Origin of the sequence: uncultured Winogradskyella sp. (assembly GCF_947498005.1) — a bacterium.
Taxonomy (GTDB): Bacteria; Bacteroidota; Bacteroidia; order Flavobacteriales; family Flavobacteriaceae; genus Winogradskyella.
The window spans coordinates 15269-29582 of the sequence record NZ_CANMIW010000014.1 but is presented as its reverse complement, the minus strand read 5'-3'; the positions used below and the strand labels follow the sequence as shown (position 1 = coordinate 29582).

At 31.4% G+C, this 14314-nt stretch carries 13 protein-coding genes and 1 other RNA gene; 7 read left to right on the top strand and 7 right to left on the bottom strand.

Going from position 1 to position 14314, the window contains the following annotated elements:
- The 4 genes from Q0891_RS16805 to Q0891_RS16790 all read left to right on the top strand — a co-directional run.
- Positions 1-234, top strand: a 234-nt coding sequence (locus tag Q0891_RS16805) for an integrase core domain-containing protein (protein ID WP_299103499.1), incomplete at its 5' end; no start/stop codon positions are given.
- Positions 235-401: 167 nt separating this feature from the next.
- Entirely contained in the window at positions 402-1790 is a 1389-nt protein-coding gene (locus tag Q0891_RS16800) for a beta-lactamase family protein (protein ID WP_299103498.1), read from the top strand.
- A gap of 155 nt (positions 1791-1945) precedes the next feature.
- Positions 1946-2353, top strand: a complete 408-nt coding sequence (locus Q0891_RS16795) for a hypothetical protein (RefSeq protein ID WP_299103497.1) — start codon at positions 1946-1948, stop codon at positions 2351-2353.
- 144 nt (positions 2354-2497) lie between these two features.
- Complete coding sequence (locus tag Q0891_RS16790; RefSeq protein ID WP_299103496.1) at positions 2498-3727, top strand: hypothetical protein; 1230 nt, start codon at positions 2498-2500, stop codon at positions 3725-3727.
- Between the two features lie 366 nt (positions 3728-4093).
- Here the strand turns inward: Q0891_RS16790 and Q0891_RS16785 are convergent, their stop codons facing one another.
- Positions 4094-4567, bottom strand: coding sequence for an ankyrin repeat domain-containing protein (locus tag Q0891_RS16785; RefSeq protein ID WP_299103495.1), 474 nt, complete (start codon positions 4565-4567; stop codon positions 4094-4096).
- A 71-nt stretch (positions 4568-4638) separates the two neighbouring features.
- Positions 4639-6864 (bottom strand): catalase/peroxidase HPI, encoded by a 2226-nt coding sequence (gene katG / locus Q0891_RS16780; protein ID WP_299103494.1) that lies wholly within the window; start codon positions 6862-6864, stop codon positions 4639-4641.
- Positions 6865-7074: 210 nt separating this feature from the next.
- On the opposite strand from katG, the gene Q0891_RS16775 reads away from it, so the two are divergent.
- Positions 7075-7320, top strand: coding sequence for a DUF2007 domain-containing protein (locus Q0891_RS16775; protein WP_299103493.1), 246 nt, complete (start codon positions 7075-7077; stop codon positions 7318-7320).
- Positions 7321-7396: 76 nt separating this feature from the next.
- Here the strand turns inward: Q0891_RS16775 and Q0891_RS16770 are convergent, their stop codons facing one another.
- Positions 7397-9022 (bottom strand): ABC-F family ATP-binding cassette domain-containing protein, encoded by a 1626-nt coding sequence (locus Q0891_RS16770; RefSeq protein ID WP_299103492.1) that lies wholly within the window; start codon positions 9020-9022, stop codon positions 7397-7399.
- A gap of 301 nt (positions 9023-9323) precedes the next feature.
- Here Q0891_RS16770 and Q0891_RS16765 point away from each other — a divergent pair, with 301 nt between their 5' ends.
- A complete protein-coding gene (locus Q0891_RS16765; protein WP_299103491.1) occupies positions 9324-10811 on the top strand; it encodes a thioredoxin-like domain-containing protein in 1488 nt (495 codons plus the stop codon).
- Positions 10812-10829: 18 nt separating this feature from the next.
- Here Q0891_RS16765 and fsa read toward each other — a convergent pair whose 3' ends face one another.
- From fsa to ffs, 4 genes are all read right to left on the bottom strand, one after another.
- Positions 10830-11483, bottom strand: coding sequence for a fructose-6-phosphate aldolase (fsa, locus tag Q0891_RS16760; RefSeq protein ID WP_299103490.1), 654 nt, complete (start codon positions 11481-11483; stop codon positions 10830-10832).
- A 117-nt stretch (positions 11484-11600) separates the two neighbouring features.
- Positions 11601-12002, bottom strand: coding sequence for a hypothetical protein (locus Q0891_RS16755; protein WP_299103489.1), 402 nt, complete (start codon positions 12000-12002; stop codon positions 11601-11603).
- A gap of 43 nt (positions 12003-12045) precedes the next feature.
- Positions 12046-12849 (bottom strand): SDR family oxidoreductase, encoded by an 804-nt coding sequence (locus Q0891_RS16750; RefSeq protein ID WP_299103488.1) that lies wholly within the window; start codon positions 12847-12849, stop codon positions 12046-12048.
- A 190-nt stretch (positions 12850-13039) separates the two neighbouring features.
- Positions 13040-13138: signal recognition particle sRNA small type (gene ffs / locus Q0891_RS16745), an RNA gene on the bottom strand.
- A 98-nt stretch (positions 13139-13236) separates the two neighbouring features.
- Here ffs and Q0891_RS16740 point away from each other — a divergent pair.
- Complete coding sequence (locus Q0891_RS16740) at positions 13237-14265, top strand: glutaminyl-peptide cyclotransferase (RefSeq protein ID WP_299103487.1); 1029 nt, start codon at positions 13237-13239, stop codon at positions 14263-14265.
- The last annotated feature ends 49 nt before the right edge of the window (positions 14266-14314 follow it).

The following is a 14314-nucleotide window of genomic DNA, read 5'->3' as shown; positions in this document are numbered from 1 at the left end:
CTAAAGAGAAAAAAGATAGATATCAGTATGACTGAAGAAAATCATTGTTACGAAAATGCCATGGCTGAGCGTGTAAACGGTATCTTGAAAGATGAGTTTTATCTCGACCAAACCTTTGATAACGTGGCTCACGCAAAAAGAGCAGCAAAAAATGCAATTAATTTATACAACGAAGTAAGATTACATTTATCTTTAGATTATAAAACACCGTATATAATTTATTGCAAGTTCTAGCCTACTTACGAAAATCCTCGAGGATTTTCTATTCGGTTTTTATTTGCTAACTTAGTTGCTTAACCACGCAACAAACCATATACAAACACGTTGTAGCCAATTCAACAAAACTGTAACAATTTTAAAATTATTTAGTCTTTAGACTATAAACCTAATTTTAAAAAAACATGAACAAATACATTACTCTCATCCTTTGTTTATCCTTTTTAGGATTTATCAACGCACAAGAACAAAAATCTCAATCTTTTTTGAAAAAAAATAAAACTATTGATTCGCTTTTGCAGATTAGTTATGAAAGAGAAATTTTTAATGGCAATGTATTAATTACAAGAAATGATTCTCTTGTATATCAAAAATCATTCGGATACACAGACGGTTCTGGACAAACTAAACTCAAAGAAAATTCTATTTTTAATATAGGCTCAATTGGAAAAGAATTCAATGCAGTTTCTATTGTAATGTTAATAGAAAAAGGAAAATTACAATTTGATGATAAACTATCTCAATTTGACTTGGATTTGCCTGCTTGGTCAGAAAAAGTTACCATCAAGCATCTTTTAAACTACGTTAGTGGGATTCCACAAATTGATTATGATAATGTAAAAAATGAGAAAAACATTTTAGAAGACTTACAATTATTACCCGGTTTACTATTTGAACCTGGTACAAAGTACAACTATAATAATAATAGTATTTTTCTACAGAAAAGGATTATTGAAAATGTTACAAAAAAATCATATCAAGAATTTGTAACAGAAAACATTATTATCCCTTTAAAAATGAAAAATGTTGTATTTGACCCTAATTTATATTATCCAAATAAAACAAGATGTTTTGATGTAGACAAAATTTCTTGTGATGAATTTTCTTCTAGTAAAGATAGGTTATGGATATCAATAAATGATTTAAATAAATGGATTACTGCTCTACACAACAATAAATTAATTTCTAGAGCCTCTCTAGAACTACTATTAAAAAATCAGTATTTTAAAAACAAAGAATCCAGTCTAGGTATATCTCAAAATGCATTTTCATTACATCTTCATGGCGGTCAATCTTGGCAATTTGAAGCAGCCTTTATGAGTGAATTAAAAAATGACCTTAATATTATTTTAATGTCTAACAATAAAAGTAAAGGCTTTGAAATAATCCAATCTATGCATAAAATAATGAAAGGAAAGTCATTTAACTTACCCAAAAAATCTATCTATAGACAAATTCGTAATAAATGCCTTGAAAATATTGATTTAGGAATTCAGTATTACTATGACTTAAAAAAAGACAATTTAGACATTTATGATTTTGCTAATCCAAATGAATTAAATGGACTTGGGTATGATTTATTAGCTGAGAAAAAAATAATTGAAAGTATAAAAATATTCAAATTAGCTGTTTCTGAATTTCCAGAAAATGCAAATGTATATAACAGTTTAGCAGAGGTTTATAATACAAATAAACAATATGAATTGGCTTTGTTAAACTATAAAAAGTCATTGGAGTTGAATCCCAAAAACACAAATGCCGAAGAGATGATTAATGAGATACTAAAAAAATAACTGGCTACAACACCGTATATAATTTATTGCTAGTTCTAGCCTACTTACGAAAATCCTCGCGGATTTTCTATTCGGTTTTTATTTGCTAAATCATGTGCTTAACCACGCAACAAAACATATACAACAACGTTACCTGCAAGCTGAAAACCGAACTTATGAAAAAAATTGGAACAATAATTTTACTGCTGATTTCAATCAACTCAATTGGACAAAACCTCGTTGAATGCGGAATTGATAATAATCCGAAACTCACTCAAACGGAATCTGAATTTCTGACTGAATATATGAAAGACGAACAGCGGAAAAATCATGATTTAACCGACAAGAAAGTGATTTTTGTAACTGGAAATAGTGCTCAACAATTCGGAACGAAATCGGAATATTTTGACCAAATAAAAGAATGGAATGAAAACGGAAATAAAATTGCAACTTGGATTGTCGAACTGAATGAAAATGAACGAAAAATATCTGGAGGATATGATGTAATAATCACATATTGGGTTAAAAATTTGACAAAAAAAAGAAAGAAGAAAATTATAAACGAAATAAAAGCCAGCAGGTAACACTGTATATAATTTATTAAATCATAAGAGCTTACGATTTAAAATTCCTGTGGATTTTTTTTTACAAGTTCTTAAAAGTTAACTAAATTAGTTACTAAAAACACATAAATAACTATACACAAAACCGATTTGTAAAATAAAATAATGATGAATAAAAATCCAGAAAAACCTATTACAGTTCCTCAACAAGCCATTTGGAATCCATCACAAAATGAATGGGAACTTGGAGCAAAAAATGAACAAGGCAATTATGTGGGCGAATGGAAATGGTGGCTAGCACCAAATGGACATCTGTGTTGCCATACGTTCTTTGATGACAATGGACAAATACTAAGTTTCAAAAGGTTTCATCCAAATGGCGAAGTTTCTAGATACGGAACTTTTGAAAATGGAGTACAAGTAGAAGATGTTTATTTAAAATCATCAGAACCTACTTCAGAAGTATTTGCATTTGGAAATTCGGAAGACAAAGTTTTTAAAGCAGTAAAGAAAGCTGGATCTCCAGTTCGTTTTGATTACTATGACAAGAATGGAATACATTTAAATCCTACTATCGTACAAAAAGAATTAATTTCAGTAGAAGATGAAAACATTTCAGAATCTGAAATTACAAATATCTTTGAAACCATTTTTGAAAACGGTAAAAGTTTTTTGAGAGGGCAATTTGATAAGCAGTTTATTAATGAAACTATCATTCCAATCTTATCAAAAAAAACGAATGAAAAAACAATAAATATAACAGATGTAGGTGGCATATTTATGCATTTAGCCAAACAAGCAATAGATACAAAAAAAGATATTGTATTTCATGATGGAGATCTTCATTTAAGTAATTTACATTGTTTAGAACAATTGGAAATAGGAGTATTTATAGTGCATGGAAATTTAATAGTTGATGGCAGTATTTCTATATTAGATGATCTAATGCAATTACTCTTTGTTACTGGTAATGTAACGGCAAACAATGTAGTTACAAGCGGAATGCTTTTTATCTTTGGAGACTTAACTGTTCACAATTGCCTTTTGGGAGATTATAATGATGGGTCTGCGATGATTGGTGGTAATTTAAAAGCCAAATTCTTTTTCCCAGAAGATTACTTTTTTGAAGTTTTAGGTTCGGTTAACTTTACGTACGCATTTGGTAATTCATGGCGATTAAACCAAGACGAATTGCCCGAAGTATTTAATTATAATGAGAAAAAATTATCAGAATTTATTCCATTATTGCATGATAATATTCATGAAGCTTCTTCTTTTAAGGAAAACAAGAGTTTATTAGATAATAATTGTTCTGAAAGTGACTTATTTGAATACATAGACTATAATGAATTTAAGAGTTATGTAAGAGCGAATAAACCTGTTTTTAAAGTTTAAATACAATTCCCAACACAGAAAACAATCTATTACTAACTTTTTGAATAATTCAAACCATATAACATACTAAAATTATATATATATAATATAGGTCAGTGATCACTAGGCTCAGAATTTTTGTTAGCAATAAAACCCGTTGCTATTATTATTTTGGAACAGTCATTTCAAATAACATAGAAAGCCTCAATCATACATTTGTTTGAGGCTTTTTGGTTTAAAATAAGTACAACTGTAGAGGAATTTGTCACTCCGAACGAAGCATGAGAAATATTCACATCCTATTTTTCTGAAGAACTACTCATAAAATTACAAGAGCATCAAATTGGTTTAATAGAAAAGGACATCACGGAAATAGTACCTATGTATTTACTTTAACAATGCTATAATTTCAGTAAATCCTTTTGATTCCGCATGATTGAACGCTGTTTTTCCTTCAACATCTTTAACAGTAGTATCTGCATTATGCTCTAATAACAATTTTACAACAGCGGGTTTGTTGTACTGCGAAGCAAAATTCAATGCTGTTGTTTTATTATTATTTACAGCATTTACATCTGCACCATTAGCCAACAACGTTGTTGCTAAAGCCATATTCCCTTTAAAGCTTACACCTATTAATGCAGTATTACCAGAACCATCTTTTGCATTAATGTCTGCCTTATTTTCAATAAGAATGTTCGTCGCTTCTTCATTATCAAAGTAAGTGGCTAAAATAAGTGGCGTAAAACCTCTAGCATCTTTCTCATTAACTAAATTAGGATTAATACACATCAACGCTTTTAGGCGGTCCATGTCTCCTACTCTTATAGCTTCAAAAAAAACATCTGTATCCTTTTTCATTTTCAAAAATTTTTAAAATAAAAAGGAACGTCCATTAGTCCATTCCTTTTTAAATCAATGTTTATAATAGTTTATATATCAAAACGATTAGCGTTCATTACTTTAGTCCAAGCCGCAGCAAAATCTGTTACAAACTTTTCTTTACTATCATCTTGCGCATACAACTCTGAATACGCACGAAGTATAGAATTAGATCCGAATACTAAATCTACACGTGTAGCTGTGTACTTAACTTCGCCTGTATGACGGTTTTTAATTTCGTAAATACCATTATCTAGTGATTTCCATTCGTAAATCATATCTGTAAGATTCACAAAGAAATCGTTAGTAAGAGCGCCTTCGTTTTCAGTAAACACACCATGTTTTGTTCCACCATAATTGGTTCCCATTACACGCATTCCTCCTATTAAAACTGTCATTTCTGCTGCTGTTAATCCGAGTAACTGCGTTTTATCTAATAACATTTCTTCTGGACTCACAACGTACTCTTCTTTCTGGTAATTTCTATAACCATCTGCCAAAGGTTCTAATGATTCAAACGACTCAACATCTGTCATCTCTTGTGAAGCATCTCCTCTACCTGGTGCAAAAGGCACATTGATGTCCAATCCAGCATTTTTAATAGCTCTTTCTACTCCAACATTTCCAGCTAATACAATAGTATCTGCAACACTTATTCCAAATTCTGAAGCAATTGGTTCTAAAATAGATAATACGTTTTGTAATTGAGCAGGCTCGTTTCCTTCCCAAGCATTTTGAGGTTCTAGTCGAATGCGCGCACCATTAGATCCACCTCTAAAATCTGATCCTCTATACGTTCTCGCACTATCCCAAGCTGTAGACACTAACTCAGAAATTGTTAAATCTGTACTGGCAATTTTTGCTTTTACCGCATTTACATCGTAATTGTAATTTCCTTTAGGAATAGGATCTTGCCAAATTAAATCTTCTTGAGGTACATCTGGTCCAAACCAACGGTCTTTTGGTCCCAAATCACGATGCGTTAACTTAAACCAAGCACGAGCAAAAGTATCAGAGAAATATTCGAAATCATTCATGAATTTTAATGAAATCTCTCTGTAGATAGGATCCATTTTCATGGCCATATCTGCATCAGTCATCATTGGATTATGCTTAGTTGTTAAATCTTCAACATCTACAGGCTTATCCTCTTCTTTAATACTTACAGGTTCCCACTGATCTGCTCCTGCAGGACTTTTTCTAGATTCCCACTCATGGTTAAATAACATTTCAAAAAAGCCATTATCCCATTTTGTCGGATGCGTTGTCCAAGCACCTTCTAAACCACTCGTAACTGTATATCTCCCTTTACCAGATTTTGTAGGATTTGCCCAACCCATACCTTGTGCTTCAACATCAGCACTTTCTGGATCTGGTCCTAAAATACTTGCATCGCCATTTCCATGTGTTTTACCTACTGTATGTCCACCAGCTGTTAAAGCAACAGTTTCTTCATCATTCATTGCCATACGCTTAAAAGTTTCACGTACTTGTTTAGCTGTCTTTAATGGATCTTGTTTACCATTAACACCTTCTGGATTCACATAGATTAATCCCATTTGCACAGCAGCTAAAGGGTTTTCCATAGTATCTGGCTTATCAACGTTACCATAACGCTCATCACTTGGCGCTAGCCATTCTTTTTCTGCGCCCCAATATACATCCTTTTCTGGGTGCCAAATATCTTGACGACCAAAAGCAAAACCGTAAGTTTTTAGTCCCATACTTTCGTAAGCGATTGTACCAGCTAAGATGATTAAATCTGCCCAACTTACTTTATTGCCATATTTTTTCTTAATAGGCCATAATAAACGTTTCGCTTTATCTAAACTTACGTTATCTGGCCATGAATTTAACGGTGCAAAACGTAGATTACCTGTTCCTCCACCACCACGTCCATCAGCTAATCTATAAGATCCTGCTGAGTGCCAAGCCATTCTAATCATTAGTCCTCCATAATGTCCCCAATCTGCAGGCCACCAATCTTGAGAATCGGTCATAAACTCATGTAAATCCTTTTTAAGAGCATCTACATCTAATTTTTTTAATTCTTCGTGATAATCAAAATCTGCACCTAAAGGATTCGTTTTTGAATCGTGCTGATGTAAAATATCAAGATTTAATGTATTTGGCCACCAATCTGTAACCGTCTTTTCAGTAGTTGTAATTGCCCCTTGCATAAAAGGACATTGACTAATATCTGAACCGTTATGGTGGTTTGCTTCTTGATTTTCCGCATGTATAGGATCAGCAGAATCGTGGGATGATTTTTCCATATTTTATATTTTTTACTGTGTTTCTTCGATAAAAATATAAAATAATGTCCGATGAGTTAAATTTATCATATGATAATATCCAATATTTCAATAGCCAAAAACTATTGACATTTAAAAAATCATAGTTTAACGCGATAAAATTGTGATGTTTTTAAGAGTGTATGTCAATATATTTTTGTAACTTTTCTTAAACATTAAATACTAATAAATATGAGCACTTCAGAATATACAAAAGTTTATCACGGGAATTTTATTTTAGCAACTCGCATAAAAGATGAGTTGGAAGTTGGAGGTATTGTACCAATTATTAAAGACGAAGGCGAATCGCAACGATTAGGTGGCCAAGGATCAATTAGTAATGGTATACAAGAGATTTATGTACACAATGATGAATTAGAAAAAGCACAGGCTATAGTTACTCGTGTGGAAGCTGATATGGAAGCTTCGGCTTCGTAAATGCAACAATTAAGAAATAAAAAAAGCTAGTGTTCTATAACACTAGCTTTTTTTATGATCAATTTGTAAAATGACATTATGCATTCACTGCATACATCTTTTCACGTTGTTCTTTTATTTTCTTATCATTCATGTATTCATCAAACGTCATGTAACGATCAATAACGCCATTTGGAGTTAATTCTATAATTCTAATACCAACGGTTTGTGCAAACTCATGATCGTGTGTTGTTAATAATAAAGTCCCTTTAAAGTTCTTTAATGAATTGTTAAACGCCGTAATACTTTCTAAATCTAAGTGATTAGTAGGTTCGTCTAACATTAACACATTAGCTCTCATCATCATCATTCGGCTCAACATACAACGTACTTTTTCGCCTCCTGATAACACATCTGAAGTTTTTAAAGCTTCTTCTCCACTAAAAATCATTTTTCCTAAAAATCCTCTAATGTTTACTTCTTCGCGTTCTTCTTCAGTTTGTGCCCATTGACGTAACCAATCTACTAATGATAACTTATTGTTGAAAAACTCACTGTTATCTAAAGGTAAATACGATTGGGTTGTTGTAACTCCCCAAGCAAATTTACCCGAATCAGCTTCTTCGTAACCATTTAAAATTTGATAGAATGCACTTGTTGCTCTAGAATCTTTTGAGTAAACGACGACCTTATCTCCTTTATTAAGATTAATATCAATATTTTTAAATAAAACATCGCCTTCTAAACTTGCCGTTAAACCCTCAACATTTAAAATTTGATCTCCAGCTTCACGATCGCGCTCAAAAATAATCGCAGGATAACGACGACTAGAGCGTTTAATTTCAGAAATATTTAATTTATCAATCATCTTCTTTCTACTCGTTGCTTGCTTAGACTTAGCAACGTTAGCAGAGAATCTTCTAATAAAGTCTTCTAATTCTTTTTTCTTTTCTTCAGCTTTTTTGTTTTGTTGTGCGTGTTGTCTTGCTGCTAACTGAGACGACTCATACCAAAACGTATAATTACCTGAGAAATGATTAATTTTTCCGAAATCTATATCTGAAATATGTGTACAAACAGCATCTAAGAAGTGCCTATCGTGAGAAACAACAATAACACAATTATCATAATTGGCCAAGAAGTTTTCTAACCAAGAAATGGTTTCATAATCTAAATCATTGGTAGGCTCATCCATGATTAATAAATCTGGATTTCCAAATAAAGCTTGTGCTAATAATACACGTACTTTTTGCTTACCATCTAAATCTTTCATTAAGGTATAATGGTAATCTTCCTTAATACCTAAGTTAGATAACATGGCTGCAGCATCGCTATCTGCATTCCAACCATTCAATTCTTCAAACTGAACTTGTAATTCTCCAATTTTTTCTGCGTTTTCATCTGTATAATCTGCATAAAGTGCATCAATCTGAGATTTCAAATTATAAAGTGGAATATTACCTTTTAATACGGTTTCTAAAACAGTATCATCATCATGTTTATTATGGTTTTGCTCTAAAACAGACATGCGTTTACCAGGCTCTAAATGAACACTTCCCGAAGTCGGATCCATTTTGCCTGCAATAATTTTTAAAAACGTCGATTTTCCGGCACCATTAGCACCAATAATTCCATAGCAATTACCATTATTAAATGTAGTACTTACTTCATCAAAAAGTACGCGTTTTCCGAATTGGACCGAAAGATTAGAAACTGATAACATAATTTATAACTTTATTCTGTTGACCTTAGAAATATTAAGGTGTTTTTTGAATTTGCAAAAGTAGAAAATTAAACACAAATTCTGCCATATTACATTACTAGGAATCATAAATAATGTAAAATTCTATCATTTTAGATATTAATTGATAACAAAAACTATTAAGGACAAAGTTTTAACAAGCTTTAACCTGAACCTTTAACGACACAAAAACCTGATTAAAAGCTATTTATGCCTCACGCAATTACCTAAAGTTAAGTTTTAACGAGGTATTAACAAGACTTAATGACATCAACCTATATTTTTGTTAGACTTAATAATTCATATTTTTATGCTAACTCGAAATATTGCAATTGCTATAATATTGTTGTCTGTCACTTTTGGATGTCATTTTAAAGGTGGAAGCAATAGTGAGCATGCTTATATTGGTGGCGAAATTATTAATCCAAAAAATAAGAGTGTCGTACTTTTTAATACCAAAGGCGAGATCGTAGATTCCATTACATTAGATAAAAACAACAGATTTCTTTACAAAGTTGATAACCTAAAATCAGGACTTCATTCCATTACGCACGGTGGCGAATATCAAATGCTATTGTTAGAACCTAACGACAGTATGATGATTCGTTTAAACACGTATGATTTTGATGAGTCTCTTGTATTTACTGGTAAAGGTGCAAAAAAGAATAATTACCTAATTAAGACCTATTTATCGAATGAAGAAGAGGCAAAAAAACTGGTAAAATATTCTAAAATGGAACCAGAAGACTTCTTTGATTTTGTTGAGAATAGAAGAGAGAATCAATTGAAAGAGTTTCATGAGTTTTTACTTGATAATGACGAAACAGAATTCTTTAAATCTATTGTAGAAGCGAATATCAATTACAATACTTATGCTGATAAGGAAATTTATCCATTCGCTTATTTTGGGAGTAATAAAATGATTCACATTAAGGATCTACCTGAAAATTTCTTTAATCATAGAGAGAATATAGACTACAACGCTAATTACTTAAGTCACTTTTTTGCATATAATAGATTTCTATTTTCTAACATAGATAATCTTGCCATTTGTAAGTACTATGAAGCTAATCCTTATCATAGCAAGTTTAATAGACACGCTATGGAATATAATAAAACGAAGCTAGATTTAATAGATAGTATCATTACAGATACAACCATAAAAAATAACTTACTAAAATATAAAGCAAGAGAGTATATTAGTAACAATCACACAGAGGATGAAGCTGATGAATTATTACATTATTATTTAGCAAAAACTACAAATAAGAAAGACAAAACGTATATGAAAGAGTTGGTGTCTTCCTTAAAACTACTAAGACAAGGTAATACGCTACCTAATATTGAATTGGTTGGCTACAATGACACGCATCATAATATCGATTCTATTATAAAAAAACCATCGATTATTTATTTTTGGGCGTCTAATTCTAAAGCGCAATATAGAAATAGCCATCATGTTGTAGAGAAATTGAAATCGAAATATCCTAATATGGATTTTATTTCAATTAACGTAAATGATAATGACGATAAATTTTGGAAAAAAATCATAGATAATTACAACTTCTCAACAGAAAACGAATTTAAATTTAAAAATTCTAAAGCAGCTAGAAAAAAATTAGCCGTGAATTACCTTAACAAATCTATAATTGTTGATGAAAAGGGCATTATACTTCATCCAAACACTAATATTTTTAGCCCAGAGTTTGAAAGTACCCTCGACAATTTATTACAAAAAAAACATCTTGTCGCTAAACAAGATGCTTTTTAAACTGTTATAAAAATAAGTTTAGTTTCCTTTGTTATAATCAGCCAAGAATTTAGCTAATCCTGCATCTGTTAATGGATGCTTAAGTAAGCCTGTAATAGAACTTAATGGACCTGTCATTACATCTGCACCTAACTTTGCACAGTCAATTACGTGCATTGTATGACGTACTGATGCAGCTAAAATTTCAGTTTCAAAAGCATAGTTATCATAAATATGACGGATTTCTGCAATTAGATTTAATCCATCTGTAGAAATATCATCTAAACGTCCAATAAAAGGAGAAACATATGTTGCACCAGCTTTTGCTGCTAATAAAGCTTGACCAGGAGAAAACACCAAAGTAACGTTTGTCTTTATACCTCTATCAGAAAAATACTTACATGCCTTAATACCATCTTTTATCATTGGTAATTTAATTACGATCTGGTCATGCAACTCTGCTAAAGCCTCACCTTCTCTTACCATGCCTTCAAAATCTGTAGAAATAACTTCTGCAGAAACATCACCTTCAACAATATTACAAATATCAACGTAGTGCTTTAATATATTGTTAGTACCAGTAATACCTTCTTTTGCCATTAATGATGGGTTCGTTGTAACACCATCTAAAATACCCATATCTTGAGCTTCTTTAATTTGCTCTAGGTTCGCAGTATCGATAAAAAATTTCATGTTATGTTGTTTTATATTATTATAAAATAAGTTGCTGCGAATTTACAACTTATAGCCTAATTTATAGAAATGATTTTCAGAATATATTAAAAAGAAACTATTAGTAATTCATCATTGTTACTCAACTATCAACAAATAGCTTTTAATAGTACTATAATTACATAGAATTTCAGAATCATCTTGGAAATCCCTAAAAGGACCATCAACATCTAAATATACCGTAATTCTATAAGTGCCTGATACTTCTGGTATGCCTTGTAATTTTAAAGTTCTGTAATTAACGACGTATTCCATACCTAGAGGTAAACCTTTAACATCAAAATAATAATCGTAATCATCATCTCGTGGTTCATTATTTATTTCAGCCTTAAGAGATGTGTAGAAATAACTATCTACTGTTGTAATAGGAAATGATTTATTAGGAAGTTCTGGTTCTCTTGGAATAATACAACTTAAGGTGTCTTCACAACCAAAAAATAAAATACAGAATAATAACGGAAGAATGTAATTTGATTTCATAATAGCTTATTTGAAAACCTAAGTCACAATAAACATACCAAATCTATAACTTATAATGATTCATCAACATCTTTTCGTAAACCGTATCTGGAAGAATTCGTTTTAAAACAATTGAAAATTTTTGCATAAAAACACCAACCTTATAATGAATTTTAGGGTTTTTACTTTCAATAATCTTATAAATAGCTTCTGCCATCTGTTTTGGATCACTACCACTATCTACGTGTTCATCCATCATACTTAAAGTTTTACCATAAGTTTCTTTGTAAGGTGAACTTTCTAATGCTGGTGCATGGTAACGACCTGCTGCTATATTCGTGGCAAAATCGCCAGGAGCAACGTTAGTCATGTTTACATTAAAACCTTTTAATTCCATTCTAAAGGCTTCCGTTATTAACTCTAATGCGCCTTTGCTTGCACTGTAAACACCTCTATAAGGTAATCCCATATAACCTGCAATTGAGGTAACATTTATAATTAAGCCCGATTTTTGTTTGCGCATCGATGGTAAAACAGCTTTAATTACATTTATTGGGCCAAAGAAGTTGGTTTCGAAATTTCGCTTTATTTCTTCGTCTGGTATTTCTTCAATTGGACCTGTAATTCCTGCACCTGCATTATTAATAAGTACATCAATTTTAGATTCTATAGAAAGCACATCAAAAACACATTTAGAAATTGTTTCTGGTTGAGTAACATCTAAAGCTACAATAGGAAATTTACTATTAGGATAATTATTTGGATTTCTACTAGTACCATAAACTTTAAATCCTTTGGTTTGAAGAAACTCACCAACCGATTTTCCTATTCCAGAAGAACCACCTGTTATTAAAACAACTTTAGACATAATGCTTTTTAAATTACAAATTCGAAAATACGAATTCCAAAATTACTATAGATTAAAAAGACGCTTCATTGTCATATAAAGCGTTACTTAGAAAACGTATAACCCTAAATTAAATAAGAATTTTAAACTATTTGTAAAACAAAAAAATCTCATCAGCCAAGGCTTTTAAGATTTGAGTTTAGGGTACAAAAAAAGGCAAGCTACCTACATCACACCGCTACAACCGTTTACCTTTGCTGCGTTCCCGCCCTGGAGGATTCAACAGGAGCTGGTTGTGTAGGACTTGCCGGCTGCAAAGATACAACCTTTTCAAACTTACACAACGATTTATTTAGATTTTTAAACTGAATTTAATTTAATAACTTGCTAAAAAATAATAACCAACTTATGTTAGCATCTAAATATTTCATTCTCTTTACTTTAACAATATTAGTATTAGGTTGTGGAGAAAATAATTCTTCAAATAAATCTAGTTTATCTATAAAAACGAATGAAAAATCATTGATGTCTGGCGACACATTAAAATTATCTATAGATAACCCAGAAAAATTAGAGATTTCGAAGGTTAGTTATCAACTAGATGGTCAGCCAATTGAAAACAATACAGTTTTAAATGGTGTAACTTTAGGTAGTAAAACCATTACCGCGAATGTAACAATTGGTGACAAATCAGAAACCATAACAAAACCTGTTGTTGTTTACAATAATGTAATCCCAACAATATACACTTATGAGATTGTAAATACATTTCCTCATGATATTACCTCTTATACACAAGGACTAGAATTTTTTAATGGCGATTTATACGAAAGTACTGGTCAAAAAACAGAATCTAAACTTAGAAAAGTAAATTTTGAAACAGGAGAGGTTTTAAAAAACATCAATTTAGAAGACCAATATTTTGGAGAAGGCTTAACAGTTTTAGACGATAAAATCTATCAACTAACATGGCAATCTCAAAGAGGTTTCGTTTACGATGTAAACAGCTTTGAGAAACTGAGTACATTTAATTACGGAACAAGTAAAGAAGGTTGGGGAATTTGTAATGACGGAAAAACGTTATATAAATCTGACGGAACAGAAAAAATATATTTACTAGATCCTGAAAATCTTACTGAAAAAGGACACATTGAAGTTTATACCGAAAAAGGTAAAATCCCTAGAATCAATGAGCTAGAATGGATTGATGGTAAAATATTTGCCAATATCTATCAAAGAAATGGTGTTGCTATTATAAACCCAAAAACAGGTGGTGTTGATGGTGTTATAAACTTTAAACCGCTAAAAGCGCTCGTAAAACAACATGCAGATTTAGATGTGTTAAACGGAATTGCCTATCATCCTGAGCGTAAAACAATTTTTGTAACAGGAAAAAACTGGGATAAACTTTTTGAAGTAAAAATTACTGCGCAATAATTATTAGACTTCACTCACTGAAAAGACGACTTTACTCATTGTAAGTTTT

What these genes read in the sequence shown, in the direction of transcription:
- Q0891_RS16770 (WP_299103492.1), bottom strand. Translation starts at nt 9,022, where the DNA reads ATGTTATCAGTTTCTAATCTTTCGGTCCAATTCGGAAAACGCGTACTT.
- Q0891_RS16755 (WP_299103489.1), bottom strand. Translation starts at nt 12,002, where the DNA reads ATGAAATCAAATTACATTCTTCCGTTATTATTCTGTATTTTATTTTTT.
- Q0891_RS16750 (WP_299103488.1), bottom strand. Translation starts at nt 12,849, where the DNA reads ATGTCTAAAGTTGTTTTAATAACAGGTGGTTCTTCTGGAATAGGAAAA.
- fsa (WP_299103490.1), bottom strand. Translation starts at nt 11,483, where the DNA reads ATGAAATTTTTTATCGATACTGCGAACCTAGAGCAAATTAAAGAAGCT.
- Q0891_RS16800 (WP_299103498.1), top strand. Translation starts at nt 402, where the DNA reads ATGAACAAATACATTACTCTCATCCTTTGTTTATCCTTTTTAGGATTT.
- Q0891_RS16785 (WP_299103495.1), bottom strand. Translation starts at nt 4,567, where the DNA reads ATGAAAAAGGATACAGATGTTTTTTTTGAAGCTATAAGAGTAGGAGAC.
- Q0891_RS16775 (WP_299103493.1), top strand. Translation starts at nt 7,075, where the DNA reads ATGAGCACTTCAGAATATACAAAAGTTTATCACGGGAATTTTATTTTA.
- Q0891_RS16795 (WP_299103497.1), top strand. Translation starts at nt 1,946, where the DNA reads ATGAAAAAAATTGGAACAATAATTTTACTGCTGATTTCAATCAACTCA.
- katG (WP_299103494.1), bottom strand. Translation starts at nt 6,864, where the DNA reads ATGGAAAAATCATCCCACGATTCTGCTGATCCTATACATGCGGAAAAT.
- Q0891_RS16740 (WP_299103487.1), top strand. Translation starts at nt 13,237, where the DNA reads ATGTTAGCATCTAAATATTTCATTCTCTTTACTTTAACAATATTAGTA.
- Q0891_RS16790 (WP_299103496.1), top strand. Translation starts at nt 2,498, where the DNA reads ATGATGAATAAAAATCCAGAAAAACCTATTACAGTTCCTCAACAAGCC.